Here is a 15,062-nt window from a genome sequence, read left to right as displayed (position 1 = left end):
GCGCTATACTTGCGGCCATGATCGACCGCGCTTCCGTTCGCGCTGCGCCGACAGTGGCCGCAGACCATCTTATTCTTGCTTCGGGCGCCGCCCTGCCCGCGGTAGGCCGCCCATGACCGCGGCGGCGAGCGTGCGGCGGCGATCCGCCCTGTTCATGCCGGCATCCAACCCGCGCGCGATCGCCAAGGCGCGCGAGCTGGCGTGCGACGTGGTGATCCTCGATCTCGAGGACGCGGTGGCGCCCGACGCCAAGCTCGCGGCGCGCGCCGCGGCGGTCGCGGTGGAGGGGTTCGGCGCGCGCGAATGGGCGATCCGGCTCAACGCGCTCGACACGCCCTGGGGGCTCGACGATGCCGCCGCGGTGAGCCAGTCGCGCGCGCAGGCGGCGGTGCTGCCCAAGGTCGGCTGCGTCGACGATCTCGCCGCGGCGCGCGCCGCGCTCGGCGAGCATGGCCCGCCGATCTGGGCGATGATCGAGACCTGCGGCGCGATGCTCCAGCTGCCGGCGATCGTCGCGGCGGCGGCGGCGACCCGCACCGAAATGCTGATCGCGGGCACCAACGACCTCGCCAAGGAAATGCGCTGCCGCCCGGGCACCGACCGCGCACCGCTGGTGCCGGCGCTGGCGATGATCGTCACCGCCGCCCGCGCCGCCAATCTCGCGGTGCTCGACGGGGTGTGCAACGCGCTGCACGCGCCGGAGCGGCTGGCGGCAGAATGCGCGCAGGGCGCGATGCTGGGCTTCGACGGCAAGACGCTGATCCACCCGTCGCAGATCGACATCGCCAACCGCGCCTTCGCGCCGGCGGTGGAAGAGATCGCCTGGGCACAGGAGGTGATCGCCGCGTTCGACAGCCCCGCCAATGCCGACCGCGGCGCGATCCAGCTCGGCGGCGCGATGGTGGAGCGGCTGCACCTCGACGAGGCGCGCCGGATCGTGCGCTGGGCGGCGGCTTGAGGGCTGCCGCATCATGAGAGGCTGCCGCTGAGGCGGCGCCCGGCCACAATGCCGTTTCCCAGCGAAGGCTGAGATCTTCTCGACGGATTCCCTGGTGGCTTGAGATCCCAGCTTTTGCTGGGATGACGGAGCTTGAGGGATTCCCCTGCGGCCTCAGATCCCAGCTTTCGCCGGGATGACAGATTGTGCCCTACGGTTGCTCGATCAGCATGCTGATCCGGGTGGCGATCGCATCCATCGCGAACGGCTTGGTGACCACCGCCATGTTGGGGGCGAGCTGGCCGTTGCCGATCACGGCATTTTCGGCATAGCCGGTGATGAACAGTACCTTGAGGTCCGGGATCAGCGCCAGCGCGGCGTCGGCGACCTGGCGGCCATTCATCTGCCCGGGCAGGCCGACATCGGTGATCAGCAGATCGATGCCGACCCCGGTGCCCAGCACGCGCAGCGCCGCGGCGCCATCGCCGGCCTCGAGCGCGGTGTGGCCGAGTTCCTCGAGGATCTCGATCACCAGCATCCGGATGGTCGGCTCGTCGTCGACCACCAGCACGGTGCGGCGATCATCGCCGCTTGCCTCATGGGCGCGAACCACCTGGTGCTCGTCACTGCTATCGGTCTCGCCATAATAACGCGGCAGGTAGATGCACATGGTGGTGCCCTCCCCCAGCTCCGAATAGATCCGCACCTGCCCGCCGGACTGGCGCGCGAAGCCGTAGATCATCGACAGGCCGAGCCCGGTGCCCTCGCCCAAGGGCTTGGTGGTGTAGAAGGGATCGAAGGCGCGGGCCTGGACCTCGGGGGTCATGCCGGTGCCGGTGTCCGACACGCATAGCGACAGATACTGGCCCGGCGGCAGATCGCGCTCGCGCGCGGCGCGTTCGTCGAGCCATTTATTGGCGGTCTCGATGGTGATGCGGCCGCCATCGGGCATCGCGTCACGTGCGTTGATGCACAGGTTGAGCAGCGCATTCTCGAGCTGGTTGGGATCGACGATCGCCGGCCACAGCCCCGCGGCGCCGACCACCTCAACGCCAATCTGCGGGCCGACGGTGCGCTGGACCAGATCGTGGAGACCGTGGACGAGCTTGTTGACGTCGGTCGGCTTGGGATCGAGCGTCTGCCGGCGGGAGAAAGCGAGCAGGCGGTGGGTGAGCGCCGCGGCGCGGCGGGCGGCGCCCTGGGCGGCATTGGCATAGCGCTCCAGCTCGCCGATCCGTCCTTGCCTGATCCGCACCTGCATCATCTCAATCGCGCCCGAGATGCCGGTGAGCAGATTGTTGAAATCATGCGCGAGGCCGCCGGTGAGCTGGCCGACCGCCTCCATCTTCTGCGCCTGGCGCAGATGCTCCTCGGCAATCATCAGCTCGCGGGTGCGATCCTCCACCTGGCGTTCGAGGCTGGCGGTGAGATCGGCGAGATCGGCCTCGGCGCGGCGGCGCTCGACGGCGTCGCGGGTGCGCTCGGCGACATCGCGGATGAAGGCGATCTCCTCGGGCAGCCAGGCGCGCGGCTCGGCGTTGTTGATGTAGAGAAGCGCGACGAAGCCGCCCTGTTCGGTGATCGGCATGTTGACGAAGGCAAGCGCGGCGAGCCCGCGCAGCGCCTCGGCGGTGGCGCGGGTGCGATCGTCCTCGAACACATTGCCGATCGTCACCGTGTGGCCGTGCTTGAGATCCTCGATGTACGAGCCATAGTCGCGGAAGTGCAGCGTCGTCGGCAGCGGCGCCACGCCGGGGGCACACCATTGCCGATCGGTGACGATGGTCTCGGCAGCGGCGTCGATCGTGCCATAGCCGACCCGGCTGACATCGAGCGTGCGGGCAAGGATCTCCGAGGTGGCGAAGGCAAGGTCGGCGGGATCGCCGCCGGCGCGCAGGCGATCGTTGAGCTCGACCAGCGCGGCGGAGCGGATCGCCTGGGTCTTGCGGGCATCGATATCGAAGCTGATCCCGGGGAAGCGAACCGGCGTGCCGCTGCCGTCGAGTTCGCAGGAGCCCTGCGCCGCCACCCAGCGCGCGCGACCGTCCGGCTGGATCAGGCGATATTCGCTTTCGAACTCGCCGCCGGCGCGCAGCGTCGCCGCGATCTCCGCCTCAAGCCGCGGGCGATCGGCCGGGTGGATGCCGGCGAAGAAGGCGCTGATCGGGGCGCCCTGCCGGGCGAGATCGGGGTCGACGCCGTACAGGCGGGCAAAGCCGGGATCGGCGGTGACGCGATCCGCGACCACGTCCCATTCCCAGCTGCCGATGCTGCGTGCGGTGGCACCGCTGCCGCGCCGCTCGCCGATCTCGCCGTCCTCAACCCCCTCGGGCATGAATACTCGCCTCTCAAACGCACGTCACTTGCCGAGCCTCGCGGCCGCCGCTGCCTAGCCGCCTCGCGCCAACCTGTCACGACGCCGGGCGTGACTTCCGCGCCGCCGACCTACCCACCACGGAAGAAATCCGACTCAGCGCGGCCCTAACGTTCCGAGGCGCCGAGCGATCCGCGCGAATCGGGGCGCCATCGCGGTAATGTTCATGGGAGGCGCGCCGGTGTGAACGGTAGGAGCGCACGGCGGTGACGGGATCGTCGAGGCGGTGTGCCCGTCCTGGCGCATTGCGGCCAGGCCCGAGGCGCGGGCGTCAGCCGAGGATGCGCCGGTAGAGCTCCAGATAATTGTCGGCCATGCGTTCGACGGTGAAACGTTGGGCGACAGCAGCGCGGCAGGCGGCGCGATCGATCTCAGGCAGGCGCGCAACCGCCTCGATCGCCTCGGCCTCGCTGTTGACGAGGAAGCCGGTGACGCCATGGTCGATCAGCTCGGGCATCGAGCCGCGATTGATCGCGATCACCGGCGTGCCGCAGGCCATTGCCTCGATCACCGACAGGCCGAAGGGTTCGTCGAAGCTGATGAGGTGGAGCAGCGCCGCCGCCGTGCCGAGCGCCCTCACCCGCTCGGGGCCGCCGACCGCGCCGGGATGGGTGATGCGGGTGCCGTCGAGATGGGGCTGAACCTCGCGCTCGTAATAGCCCGAATCCTGGACGATGCCGTACATGGCGAGGCGGCGGCCGGTGGCGTGCGCGACGCGGATCGCCTCGGCGGCGCCCTTGTCGGGGTGCATGCGGCCGAAGAAGAGGAGGTCGTCGCTGCCCGCGGCGTCGAACGGGAATTCGTCGAGGACGATGCCATGGTGGATGGTCGCAGCGTAGCGCAATTTGGGCGAGCGATCGGCCGCGCTGATCGCGACATAATGGACCCGGTCCTGATACGGCTGGTACATCGGCAGGATCCGGTCCGACGAGAAGCCGTGGATGGTGGTGACCATCGGCGTGTCGACGAGATGCGAAAAGGCGTGCGCCGGGAAATCGGCCTGGTTGTGGATCAGATCGAACTCTGCCGCGCGCTCGAACAGATGCGCGAGGTGGCGGAACTCCCAGACCTTGGCGTCGATCGACGGATCCTCGGAATAAGGCGCAGGCACGACCCCGGCGAGGGTGCCGGCGGTGAGGCTGTCCTGGGTCGCGAACAGGGTGACATCGACCCCGCGCTTGACCAGCGCCTCGGTGAGCAGGCTCGTCACCAGCTCCCAGGGACCATAGTGGCGTGGCGGGGTGCGCCACGAGATGGGGGCGAGCATGGCGATCTTCATGCGCGGGGGCTTAGCCGGTTATGCGCAGGATGACAGCTTCGTCGGGCCGCAGCACGAGCTGATCGCCCTCGTCGCGGATCAGCGACAGATCGACGGTGGAGAGCAGCGCCTCGCCGGCGGGCACGGCGACGCGCTGGTCGGTGGCGCCGAGATTGAGCGCCACCGCGATCCGCTCGTCGCCGTGGCGGCGTTCGTAGGCGAGCACGTCGCCCTCGGCGTCGAGCAGGCGGAAGTCGCCGACCGCGAGCGCGGCGTGCTTGCGGCGGAGATCGAGCAGCCGGTGGTGGAGCGCGAGCATCGAGCCCTGGTCCGCGCTTTCGGCCTGGACGTTGCGGGTCGGCCAGTCGGGGCCGAGCGGCAACCACGGCTCGGCGGTGGAGAAGCCGGCATGGTCGCTGGCGTTCCACGGCATCGGCGTGCGCACCGGATCGCGGCCGAGGCCGAGCCCCGGCTCGCGCAGCTCGCGCGGGTCCTGGACCCGATCGGGCGGGATCGCGACATCGGAGAGGCCGACCTCGTCGCCGTAATAGATCGTCGGCGTGCCGCGCAGGGTGAGCAGCAGCACCGCGGCGACGCGGGCCTGGGGCTCGCCGACGCGGCTGGCGATGCGCGGACGATCGTGGTTGCCGAGCACCCAATTGGGCCAGCCGCCGGCGGGCAGCGCGGCCTCATAATCGCCGATCATCTGCGCCAGCTCGCGCGCGTGCCACGGGGCCTCGATCAGCTGGAAGTTGAAGGGCAGATGCACCTCGGGGGCTTCCAGGCCGTAATAATGCATCAGCCGTTCGATCGGCAGGTAGATCTCGCCGATCAGCACGCGGTCCCCCGGAAAGCTGTCGGCGATGCCCCGCATCTCGGCAGCGATCCCATGGACCTCGGGCTGGTCGGTGGAATGGAGCTGGAGCACTGCGTGCATCTCGCCCATGTGCGGCTGATAGGCGGGGTTGGCCGGATTGTCGGGCAGTTCCTCGTGCTTGATCATGTGCCACAGCACGTCGATGCGGAAGCCGTCGACGCCGCGCGCGAACCAGAAGCGCAGCACGTCCATCATCGCCCGCCGCAGCTCCGGGTTGCGCCAGTTGAGGTCGGCCTGCTCCTTGAGGAAGGCATGGTAATAATATTGGCCGGTGTGGGCGTCCCACTCCCAGGCCGAGCCGCCGAAGTCGCTGATCCAGTTGTTGGGCGGGCTGCCGTCCGCCTTGGCGTCGCGCCAGATGTACCAGTCACGCTTGGGGTTGTCGCGCGACGAGCGGCTTTCCTGAAACCAGGAATGATCGGTGGAGCTGTGGTTGGGGACGAAATCGAGCAGCAGCTTGAGCCCGCGGGCATGGGCGGCGGCGAGCAGGTCGTCGAAATCGGCGAGGGTGCCGAAGCGCGGATCGACGTTGCAATAATCGGCGACGTCATAGCCGAAATCGCGCATCGGCGAGGGGAAGATCGGCGAGATCCAGATCGCGTCGACGCCGAGCGCGACGAGATGGTCGAGGCGGGCCTTGATGCCCTTGAGATCGCCGACGCCGTCGCCGTCGCTATCCTGGAAGGAGCGCGGGTAGATCTGGTAGATGGTGCCGGTCTGCCACCAGGGGGTCATAAGCGAAGTCCTGCTGTTTTACTGAAACCGCGTCTTGGCGATCCGCGTCATCCGGCAGGCGAGATCGGCCTCGCCGCTCGCCACCAGATAGTCGTCGCCGGCATCGACCAGCCCGGTGGTGAATACCACGGGCGTCGGCAGGTACATCTGGTGGGCGATCGGCGCGGTGAGCGCCGGGTTTGCCTCGAGCAGCGGCACCTCGTCCTCCACGCGCAGGATGCGCGCGGGATCGTCGCGGTCGAGCAGCGCCCAGAAACTGCGGTAGATCCCCACCGTCTCGCGCGCCTCGACGCCATGGTAGATCATCATCCAGCCATCGGCGGTGAGCACCGGCTGGGTGCCGCCGCCGATCTTCATCGCCGAGGCCGAGCCTTTGCGTGCGCGCAGGCCCGGCGCGTCGAGCGGCTTCCAGTGGAGCGCGTCGGGGCTTTGCGCGAAGTTGATCGAGGGACCGCCGACATAGGGGCTGTCTTCCGGGTAGGCGAAATAGACTTCGCCGAGCGGCCGGGTCAGCGCCATGAATTTGTCGGCGATCTTGCCCTCGAACAGGATCATGTCCTTGTTCTGGTGATCGAGGACGATGCCCTCCAACTTGTAGTGCAGCCCGTCGCGCGAGGTGTGGAGCGTGGTACAGTGGCGCTCGGCGCTGACCGAACAGGTCGTCATGTACCAGATGTCGCCGATCCGGGTGATGCGCGCGTCCTCGACGCCATAGTCCTGATAGGCGGCGGCGGGCTCGATCGCGGCGTCATAGTGGATCGCGACGATGCTTGTGCCCTCGGCATCGAGCTCGACGGGGAGCAGCCACGACAGGGAGGTAAGGCCGAGGATGCGGTGCTTGGAGCCGCCCAGCTCGAACTGGCGGGGATCGGCCATGTTGACCCCGGTGAGGCGATGGGCGTCGAGCACATAGCCGCCCGGTGTCCAACGGATCGCGCGGACGTGCGCGCCGCTTACCGGCTCGCTGAGCGCCTCGGCGACGCGCACCATCAGCAACAGATTGCCGTTGGCGAGGCGGGTGAAGCCGGGGTTGAAGGCACCGAGCACATAGGTGGGCTCGGCGATGCCGCGGCGGAGAGGAGAGCGGGTCAGGTCGACCTGGTCGGGGGTGAAGATCAGCGCGTCGTGCAGGGCCATGGGGGCAGTACCGTTCGGGTCCCGGGGAGTTCCCTCGACCGCGTATCCTCGACCGCCGGTTGGACCAAACGGGAGGGGAGAGGCATGCCCCTCCCCTCTCCTCGCGGCGTCAGAAGCCGGCCGAGATCGAGAACACCACCTGCGGCCCGGCGATGCTGCTGCCATCCTCGGTGTTGGAAAAGTTGGGCAGCAGATAGGCCGAATCACGCCGGCTGATGTCGGTATCGGTATAGGCGACACCGAGGGTGAGCGGCGTGCCCTTCACCGCGAAGTCGGCGCCGATCATCCAGTCCCAGTAGCTGCCCGTCGGGGTGACGGAGGTGCCGTTGGGGCCGAGCCCGGGGTTGCCGTGCGAATAGCCGATATGCGCCTTGGCGGTGAGCGGCGTGGTGGGGATGCCGGCGGTGGCGTCGCCCCACAGATAGAGATTGTCCTCCTTGTCGCCGGGATCGGTGTAAACCCCGCTCTGCGCGGCGGCGCCGGTGGCGTACCAATTGCCGAGCGCCTGCTGCTTGGGGGCGTAAGCGACGCCGGCGAGCAGCGAGGCGGGACCGAGCGTGCCCGACAGCTTGACATAGGGCTCGGCGAAATCGGTCTTGGAGGCGCCGCCGGGATACATGTACCAGGTGAGGCCGACATCGAGCGCGCCGCCGCCGAGCGGCAGCTTGTAGCCGCCGATCAGGTCGAGCTCGGTGTTGGAGCCGCCGAAGGTGCCCCAGCCGGCGAGGTTCGACGCCCAGGCGCCGATGTAGAGGCCGCTCTTGTAGGTGACGGTGAGCCCGCCCTGGACGGCAAGTTCCTCGTCGCTCTGCGAGACGCCGCGGAAGCGATAGTCGGACACCAGCGCGACGCTGCCGGTGACGGTGATCGGCGACGGCGGCGCGGTATCCTGCGCGGCGGCGGGAGCGGCGGCCAGCAGGCCGGCGGCAACGAGTAGCGAACGGTACATTGGGACCCCTTGGCACATGTTGGACGGGAGATCCCTCCTGCGTCCGGGCCGCCGGCACGCTCGTCTCGGAGGAGGATGAGACGGGTGCCAGTCTTGCCCGGACGCAGGCCACGCTACGGCAGCGGTGCTGCCGGCGGGTTGCCGATGGGTGACGAAGTGTTGCTCGGGATGAGCGACAGCCGGGTAAGCCCCCCGCCCCCGTTTGCCCTGAGCCTGTCGAAGGGCATGAGACTCAGGTGCTTCGACAGGCTCAGGGCGAACGGAGGGGGAAGGTCAGTCAGGCATGTCAGTGGGCGAAGGCGACCATGCGGCCGGAGGCGCCGGTCACCTCGATGAGGTCGCCGGCGGCGCGGCGGCGCTGGAACCACTCCTTGAGCAGCTCGGCGCAGGTATGATCGACAGTGCGCAGCCTGGACAGATCGAGCCGCACCGTCGAGCCCTGCGGCGCGCGATCGAGCGTGTCGGAGAGCTTGGGCAGCGACACGAAGGTGGCGGCGCCAGCGAGATCGATCTCGTGCGTGCCATTCTCCTGACGCTCGGCGACGTTGAGCTTGAGGCCGCGGAGGTGGGGCACCAGCTCGAGCAGCGACAGGCCGATGCCGACCAGCACGCCGGTGAGCAGATCCGCCGCCACCACCGTGACCAGCGTCGCCGCCCAGATCAGCGCCGGGAGAACGCCATAATGGGTGAACAGGTGGCGGGCATGGGCGATGCTGACGAGGCGAACGCCGGTGACGACCAGGATCGCGCCCAGTGCCGCCATCGGGATCTCGCGCAGCAGCCAGGGCAGCAGCGCGACGAAGCCGAGGATCCAGGCGCCGTGAAGGATGGTCGACAGCCGGCTGGTGGCGCCGGCCTGGACGTTGGCCGAGCTGCGGACGATGACGCCGGTCATCGGCAGCGCGCCGGCGAAGCCGCACAGCAGGTTGCCAATGCCCTGCGCGCGCAGCTCCTTGTTGTAGTTGGTGCGGACGCCGTCGTGCATCCGGTCCACCGCGGCGGCCGAGAGCAGCGTCTCGGCGCTGGCGATAAAGGCGATCGCGATCGCGGCGGTGATCACGGCGGGATCGAGCCAGCGCGCGAACAGCGTGGCATCGGGCAGCGCCAGCGCCGCGGTGATCGATTCAGGGACCGCGACATGCGCGACCTGCAGCCCGAAGCCGAGCGCGACGAAGGTGCCGGCGAGCACGCCGATCAGCGCGCCGGGGACGAGCTTGAGCGACGCGGGACGCAGCTTTTCCCAGCCGAGCATCGCGGCGATGGTGACAAGCCCGACCGCAAAGGCGAGCTCGGCGGCCTGGGCGTTGCCGGGCTGGAGCCCGAGCAGCCGGCCGGGCATCGCGGCGAGGTTCTGCGCGCCGCTGGGGAGCGGCTTGGCATCGAACAGGACGTGGAACTGGCCGGCGACGATCAGAACGCCGATGCCGGCGAGCATGCCATGGACCACCGCGGGCGAGATCGCGCGGAACCAACCGCCGAGCCGGGCAACGCCGGCGACGAACTGGATCAGCCCGGCGAGCACGAGGATTGGCCCGAGCGCGGACAGGCCGTGATCGCGAACCAGCTCGAACACCACCACGGCAAGGCCCGCGGCGGGGCCGCTGACCTGGAGCGGCGAGCCGGCGAGCGCGCCGACGACGAGGCCGCCGATGATCCCGGTGATCAGCCCCTTTTCGGGCGGGACGCCCGAGGCGATGGCGATGCCCATGCACAAGGGCATCGCCACCAGGAAGACGACGATCGACGCGGTGAAATCGCGCGTGACCATCTGAAAGGAAGGAAGCGCCAGCCCCCTTTTCCCCTGGCTGGTCATTCCGCCGCCTCGGGATAGTCGACATCGGAGGCAAGACGCTGCGCGGCGGGATGCGCCACGGGCAGATCGTTGCCGTCGCGCATCGGCACGAAGCGGCCCGAGCGGCCGTCGAGCCCGAGCACCACGCCCTCGTGGATGTCGACGAACCAGCCGTGGAGCGAGATATGGCCCTTGGCGATGCCGGCCGCGACCGACGGATGGGTACGCAGATGCGCGAGCTGGGCGACAACGTTCTCGAGGCTCAGCGCGCGGACGCGCTCGCCGTTGGTGAGCTCGGGGTAGCTCTGGTCGACCACCTGGCGCGCGGCGGCGCCGTGGTGCAGCCAGCCGGCGACGTTCGGCATCGAGGCGAGATCCGCGGGATCGCCGGACAGGCCCTTCATCGCGCCGCAATCGCTGTGGCCGCAGACGATGATGTCGCGCACGCCCAGCGCGGTGACGGCATATTCCACCGTCGCCGAGACGCCGCCGAGCTGGGTGGCATAAGGGGGCACGATGTTGCCCGCGTTGCGGCACACGAACAGGTCACCCGGCTGCGCCTGCATGATATGTTCGGGGACGATGCGCGAATCCGCGCAGGAGATCATCAGCGCCTTGGGGCTCTGACCGTTGTGCGCGAGGGTGTGATACAGCGCGTGCTGATCCTGGAACACCTTCTTTTCGAAACTGACAACCCGGCCTAGCAGTTCGTTCACGGGGGCCTACTCCTTCACCCGCGACCGTGGCGGTCGCATTGGAGATGGTATCTAGCCGGTGGGTTTTGCTGCAGCGCCGCACGTTCGTTAGGAATTGTTGCCGCCGCCGGGACCGCCGGGATCAGCGCGGCAGGAAGATCGCCGCGCGCAGGCCGCCTTCGCGGCGGTTGGCGAGGGTCAGCGTGCCGCCCTCGGTGTCGACGATGCGGGCGACGATCGGCAGGCCGAGGCCGAAGCCGACGGTGTCGCGCGGGCGCGCGGTGTCGAGGCGGACGAAGGGATCGAGCACGCGGCGCAGCGCCTCGTCGGGAATGCCCGGGCCATCGTCCTCGACGCGGAAGGTGACGCCTGCGGGCGTGCTGTCGATCGCCAGCGTGACGCTGCCGGCATAATGGAGCGCATTGTCGACGAGGTTGCCGAGCGCGCGCTTGAGCGCGGTGGGGCGGACGGTGATCTCGCAATGATCCGGGCCGACGTAGCGGCCCTCGAGGCCGCGATCCTCGACACCGTCGATGAGGGTCGCCGCGAGCACCGCGACATCGGTCAGCGCCGGCTGCTCGGGGTCGCTGCCGCCGCCGAGGAAGGCGAGCAGCGAGGCGACCATCGCCTCCATCTCGGCGATGTCATGGTCGATCGCGGTGCGGATCTCGGTGTCGGTGACGCGTTCGGTGCGCAGGCGCAGGCGCGCGAGCGGCGTGCGCAGGTCGTGGCCGACCGCGGCGAGCGCCTGGGTGCGATCGGCGATCAGCCGCTGGATCCGCGCCTGCATCCGGTTGAATGCAGCGACGACGCGGCGAACGTCGGCCGGCCCTGCCTCGGGCACCGCCTCGTGCGCACCGTCGCCGAAGCTGTCGGCGGCGACCGCGAGCTGGCGCATCGGCCGCAACGCGTGGCGGATCAGCAGCCCGCCGAGGATCATCAGCGCGAGCGCCGGGATCAGCGCCAGCGCGATCCGCTCGGCGGCGAGGTTGAGGTTGTGGATCGGCTCGAGGGTGCGGAAATAGAGCCAGCTGCCATCGGTCAGCCGCACCCCGCCACTGACCACCGAGCTGCGGCCCGGGCGCAGCAGGCGCAGCCGGATATCGCTTTCGGCGAGCGACGGCTCCCACTCGACCACCTGGTGGCGCATGCTGTCGAGCGCCGGCGCGATCGGCGGCGGCGGCGGTAGCGCGCGCTGCCAGTGCATCGCGTAGCGCTCGGTGGTGAGATCCTCCGCCATCTGCGCGCGGTTGGAGGCAGGCTGCTCGGCGACCAGCCGGCGCGCGATCACCAGATGCTCGGCGAGCCGGCGCGCCTCGTCGTCGCGCACCGCGAACTGGCTGGCGCGCTCGTAGAGCAGCGTGCTGACGCCGAACTCGATCACCATCGTCAGCAGCAGGATGGCGACGATCTGGCCGATCAGGCCGATCGAGGGGCGCACCAGCCGCTTCAATGGCCGCAAGGTGCCATCAGCCACGCCGGATCATTGGCCACCGGAGCCTTGGTCCCGGATCATACGCGCGTGACCTCGGTGTTGAACATGTAGCCGACGCCGCGGACGGTGATGATCGGCGCCTCGTTGCCCGCGCTCGACAGCTTGCGGCGCAGGCGGCTGACCAGCACGTCGATGCTGCGATCCGAACTGTCGCCGAGGCGGGTGCGCGACAGCTCGATCAGCCGCTCGCGCGCGATCACCCGGCCGGCATGGTCGGCGAGGCTGACCAGCAGGTCGAACTCGGCGCCGGTGAGATCGACGATCGCGCCGGTCGGCGATTTCAGCTCGCGGCGCGGCAGCGTCACCGTCCAGCCGGCGAAGGTGAGCACGCCCTGCTCGCGCTCGCCCTGGCTGCGATCGAGGCTGCCGCGGCGCAGCACCGCGCGGACCCGGGCGATCAGCTCACGGGTGCCGAATGGCTTGGCGAGATAATCGTCGGCGCCGAGCTCAAGCCCGACCACCCGGTCGGTCTCGCTGCCCTTGGCGCTGATGAAGATGATCGGGACGTCGCTCTTCTGACGCAGGCTGCGGCACAGATCGATGCCGCTGGTGCCGGGCAGCATGATGTCGAGCAGGATCAGGTCGACGGGGCCGGCGTCGAGCGCCAGCCACATCTCGGGCGCCGCGGAGGCGGGGCGCACGGTGTAGCCGTTTTCCTGAAGCGCGCGGGTGGTGAGGGTCCGGAGTGCGGGATCGTCCTCGACCAGGAGGATGGTAGGGGCGGTCATGGCCCAGAGGTAGGCGCGGTGCCGGCGGGGGTCAACGCGGCGGCGCGGAGGACACACTTCGTCACGGGCCGGCCAATGGCCCGCAATCACGGGGACTTAGATGATGCAGGCAAGACCATCCCCGAGGAGATGACCCATGATTCGCATTGCCCTGACCGCCGCCGCGCTGCTGACCGCCGCCCCTGCCCTTGCCGCACCGACCGACGCCAAGGTCGCCGCTGGCTGCACCAAGCAGCAGGTGCACATGCCCGCCGGCAAGATCGGCAGCCACGCGCCGGTCTATTTCTGCAAGACCAAGGCGCAGACGATCGCCGCCAACGACAAGCTTCGCGCCAATCCGCTCGCCGCCGTCACCGCGCGCGACTGACTTCTCGTTCCGCGCCTTGCCTCTTCCCCCCCCGGGGCCGGCGCGGAACGGGATACTTTCGGCAACGTTCAGCAACACAGGTGAGGGTCGCGCTCTGCCTTTGACCGAGGAGCGCGGCCCTCACTTGCTGGCCGATGCGAACAACCTCAATCCGCCGCCACATGCCCGCTGATCGCTCCCGGCCGGCGGGTGAACCAGACGATGATCGTCAGCCCCACGCACAGCCAGGCGGACAGCCTGAACAGATCGGTGGAAGCGAGCAAATAGGCCTGCTGGACCATCTGCCGCGTCACCGCGCCTGCCGCCTGGGTGGAGGTCATGCCCAGCTTCTGCAGCGACTGGAACGCCATCTGCAGCGGCATGCCCTGGCCGATCGCCTCAGCGAGTCGGCTCTGGTGCAGCGCCTCGCGCCGGTCCCACGCCGTGGTGATGATCGAGGCGGCGAACGAGCCGGCGACGATGCGGGCGAAGTTGGACAGGCCGGTCGCCGACGGCAGTTGCTGGGGCGGGATCTTGTCCAGCGAGATGGTGAGCATCGACAGGAAGAAGATGCTCATCGCCACGCCCTGGACGGCGAGCGGCAGCATGAAATCATAGGCGCTGGCGCTCGGCGTATACCCTGAGCGCATCCAATAGGAGAGGCCGAAGGCGAGAAACGAGATCGTCGCCATGATCCGCGCGTCGACCTTGCCCGACAGCCTGGCCGCGAACGGCGACAGCACCACCGCGACCATGCCGCTCGGCGCGGCGATCAGCCCCGCCCAGGTCGCGGTATAGCCGACCTGGGTCTGCAGCCAGAGCGGCAGGATCAGGATGTTGGCGAAGAACACCGCATAGCCGAGGCAGAAGGCGATGTTGCCGATCGCGAAATTGCGGCTCTTGAACAGCGACAGATCGACCGCGGGGTTGGCGTCGGTCAGTTCCCAGATCACCCAGGCGAGGAAGCCGATCACCGCGATCACCGCGAGCACGCAGATCGCCGGATCGTTGAACCAATCGGCATTCTTGCCGAGATCGAGCATGATCTGCAGCGCGCCGACCCAGGTGACGAGCAGGCCGAGGCCGACGGTGTCGATCGGCAGCTTGCGGGTGGGCGTCTCGCGACTCTTGAGGCCGTTCCAGCATACCAAAGCGGTGAAGATGCCGAACGGCACGTTGATCAGGAAGATCCAGCTCCAATGGTAATTGTCGGAAATGTAGCCGCCGAGGATCGGGCCCATCACCGGGCCGACCAGCGTCGTCATCGACCAGACGCCAAGCGCGGTCGAGCGCTTGTCGGGCGGGAACACCGAGATCAGCAGCGCCTGGCTGCCGGGCATCATCGGGCCCGACACCGCACCTTGGAGGATGCGGAAGAAGATCAGCGACTGCAGGCTCCAGGCGATGCCGCACAGGAAGGAGGCGAGCGTGAACAACGCCACCGCGGTGCAGAAGGTGCGGACCACGCCGAACCGGCCCATCAGCCAGCCGGTGAGCGGCACCGCGACGCCGTTCGCCACCGCGAAGGCGGTGATGATCCAGGTGCTGTTGTCGCTGGAGACGCCGAGATTGCCGGCGATGGTGGTCAGCGAGACGTTGGCGATGGTGGTGTCGAGCACCATCATGAAGGTGCCGAGCGCCAGCGCGAAGGCGACGATGCCGAGCTTGCCGCCGGTGAGCGGGGCTTGCTGGGGAGGAGCGGAGGCCATCAGGCGTCACCCGCGCGCTGCGCCGACCGC

Annotated in this window: 12 protein-coding genes; 2 read left to right on the top strand and 10 right to left on the bottom strand. The window is 69.0% G+C overall.

All coding sequences use genetic code 11. From position 1 onward, the window contains the following. Window positions 1–112: 112 nt before the first annotated feature. On the top strand, window positions 113–958 hold the full coding sequence (locus tag AC07M8_RS13875; protein ID WP_495174921.1) for an HpcH/HpaI aldolase/citrate lyase family protein: 846 nt from the start codon (window positions 113–115) through the stop codon (window positions 956–958). 190 nt (window positions 959–1,148) lie between these two features. Here AC07M8_RS13875 and AC07M8_RS13870 read toward each other — a convergent pair whose 3' ends face one another. From AC07M8_RS13870 to AC07M8_RS13830, 9 genes are all read right to left on the bottom strand, one after another. Further along, on the bottom strand, window positions 1,149–3,272 hold the full coding sequence (locus tag AC07M8_RS13870) for an ATP-binding protein (protein WP_495174920.1): 2,124 nt from the start codon (window positions 3,270–3,272) through the stop codon (window positions 1,149–1,151). Between the two features lie 310 nt (window positions 3,273–3,582). Then, window positions 3,583–4,590 carry a glycosyltransferase family 4 protein gene (locus tag AC07M8_RS13865; protein ID WP_495174919.1) on the bottom strand — a complete coding sequence of 336 codons (1,008 nt, stop codon included), beginning with the start codon at window positions 4,588–4,590 and terminating at the stop codon, window positions 3,583–3,585. A gap of 10 nt (window positions 4,591–4,600) precedes the next feature. Then, complete coding sequence (locus AC07M8_RS13860) at window positions 4,601–6,181, bottom strand: alpha-amylase family glycosyl hydrolase (protein ID WP_495174918.1); 1,581 nt, start codon at window positions 6,179–6,181, stop codon at window positions 4,601–4,603. Window positions 6,182–6,199: 18 nt separating this feature from the next. After that, window positions 6,200–7,318, bottom strand: a complete 1,119-nt coding sequence (locus AC07M8_RS13855) for a glycoside hydrolase family 130 protein (RefSeq protein ID WP_495174917.1) — start codon at window positions 7,316–7,318, stop codon at window positions 6,200–6,202. 109 nt (window positions 7,319–7,427) lie between these two features. Next, window positions 7,428–8,267, bottom strand: coding sequence for a TorF family putative porin (locus tag AC07M8_RS13850; protein WP_495174916.1), 840 nt, complete (start codon window positions 8,265–8,267; stop codon window positions 7,428–7,430). Window positions 8,268–8,553: 286 nt separating this feature from the next. Further along, window positions 8,554–10,035 carry a SulP family inorganic anion transporter gene (locus tag AC07M8_RS13845; RefSeq protein ID WP_495174915.1) on the bottom strand — a complete coding sequence of 494 codons (1,482 nt, stop codon included), beginning with the start codon at window positions 10,033–10,035 and terminating at the stop codon, window positions 8,554–8,556. Between the two features lie 41 nt (window positions 10,036–10,076). After that, the gene (locus tag AC07M8_RS13840) at window positions 10,077–10,775 is read right to left on the bottom strand and encodes a carbonic anhydrase (RefSeq protein WP_495174914.1); all 699 of its coding nucleotides are present in this window, start codon (window positions 10,773–10,775) and stop codon (window positions 10,077–10,079) included. A gap of 121 nt (window positions 10,776–10,896) precedes the next feature. Then, window positions 10,897–12,207 carry an ATP-binding protein gene (locus tag AC07M8_RS13835; RefSeq protein WP_495175005.1) on the bottom strand — a complete coding sequence of 437 codons (1,311 nt, stop codon included), beginning with the start codon at window positions 12,205–12,207 and terminating at the stop codon, window positions 10,897–10,899. Window positions 12,208–12,266: 59 nt separating this feature from the next. Then, on the bottom strand, window positions 12,267–12,977 hold the full coding sequence (locus tag AC07M8_RS13830) for a response regulator (protein ID WP_267394524.1): 711 nt from the start codon (window positions 12,975–12,977) through the stop codon (window positions 12,267–12,269). A 136-nt stretch (window positions 12,978–13,113) separates the two neighbouring features. Here AC07M8_RS13830 and AC07M8_RS13825 point away from each other — a divergent pair, with 136 nt between their 5' ends. Continuing rightward, the gene (locus AC07M8_RS13825; protein WP_495174913.1) at window positions 13,114–13,344 is read left to right on the top strand and encodes a hypothetical protein; all 231 of its coding nucleotides are present in this window, start codon (window positions 13,114–13,116) and stop codon (window positions 13,342–13,344) included. Window positions 13,345–13,490: 146 nt separating this feature from the next. On the opposite strand, the gene AC07M8_RS13820 is transcribed toward AC07M8_RS13825, so the two are convergent. Beyond that, entirely contained in the window at window positions 13,491–15,032 is a 1,542-nt protein-coding gene (locus AC07M8_RS13820; protein ID WP_495174912.1) for a DHA2 family efflux MFS transporter permease subunit, read from the bottom strand. Between the last annotated feature and the right edge of the window lie 30 nt (window positions 15,033–15,062).

Source organism: Sphingomonas sp. GW821-FHT09E03 (assembly GCF_059416225.1).
Note: the sequence above shows the minus strand (reverse complement) of the source record. Positions and strands in the feature narration are given on the sequence as shown.

Excerpts from the sequence above, each read along its gene's own strand:
- AC07M8_RS13850 (WP_495174916.1), bottom strand. The coding sequence starts at position 8,267 with ATGTACCGTTCGCTACTCGTTGCCGCCGGCCTGCTGGCCGCCGCTCCC.
- AC07M8_RS13830 (WP_267394524.1), bottom strand. The coding sequence starts at position 12,977 with ATGACCGCCCCTACCATCCTCCTGGTCGAGGACGATCCCGCACTCCGG.
- AC07M8_RS13875 (WP_495174921.1), top strand. The coding sequence starts at position 113 with ATGACCGCGGCGGCGAGCGTGCGGCGGCGATCCGCCCTGTTCATGCCG.
- AC07M8_RS13865 (WP_495174919.1), bottom strand. The coding sequence starts at position 4,590 with ATGAAGATCGCCATGCTCGCCCCCATCTCGTGGCGCACCCCGCCACGC.
- AC07M8_RS13870 (WP_495174920.1), bottom strand. The coding sequence starts at position 3,272 with ATGCCCGAGGGGGTTGAGGACGGCGAGATCGGCGAGCGGCGCGGCAGC.
- AC07M8_RS13820 (WP_495174912.1), bottom strand. The coding sequence starts at position 15,032 with ATGGCCTCCGCTCCTCCCCAGCAAGCCCCGCTCACCGGCGGCAAGCTC.
- AC07M8_RS13855 (WP_495174917.1), bottom strand. The coding sequence starts at position 7,318 with ATGGCCCTGCACGACGCGCTGATCTTCACCCCCGACCAGGTCGACCTG.
- AC07M8_RS13845 (WP_495174915.1), bottom strand. The coding sequence starts at position 10,035 with ATGGTCACGCGCGATTTCACCGCGTCGATCGTCGTCTTCCTGGTGGCG.
- AC07M8_RS13860 (WP_495174918.1), bottom strand. The coding sequence starts at position 6,181 with ATGACCCCCTGGTGGCAGACCGGCACCATCTACCAGATCTACCCGCGC.
- AC07M8_RS13825 (WP_495174913.1), top strand. The coding sequence starts at position 13,114 with ATGATTCGCATTGCCCTGACCGCCGCCGCGCTGCTGACCGCCGCCCCT.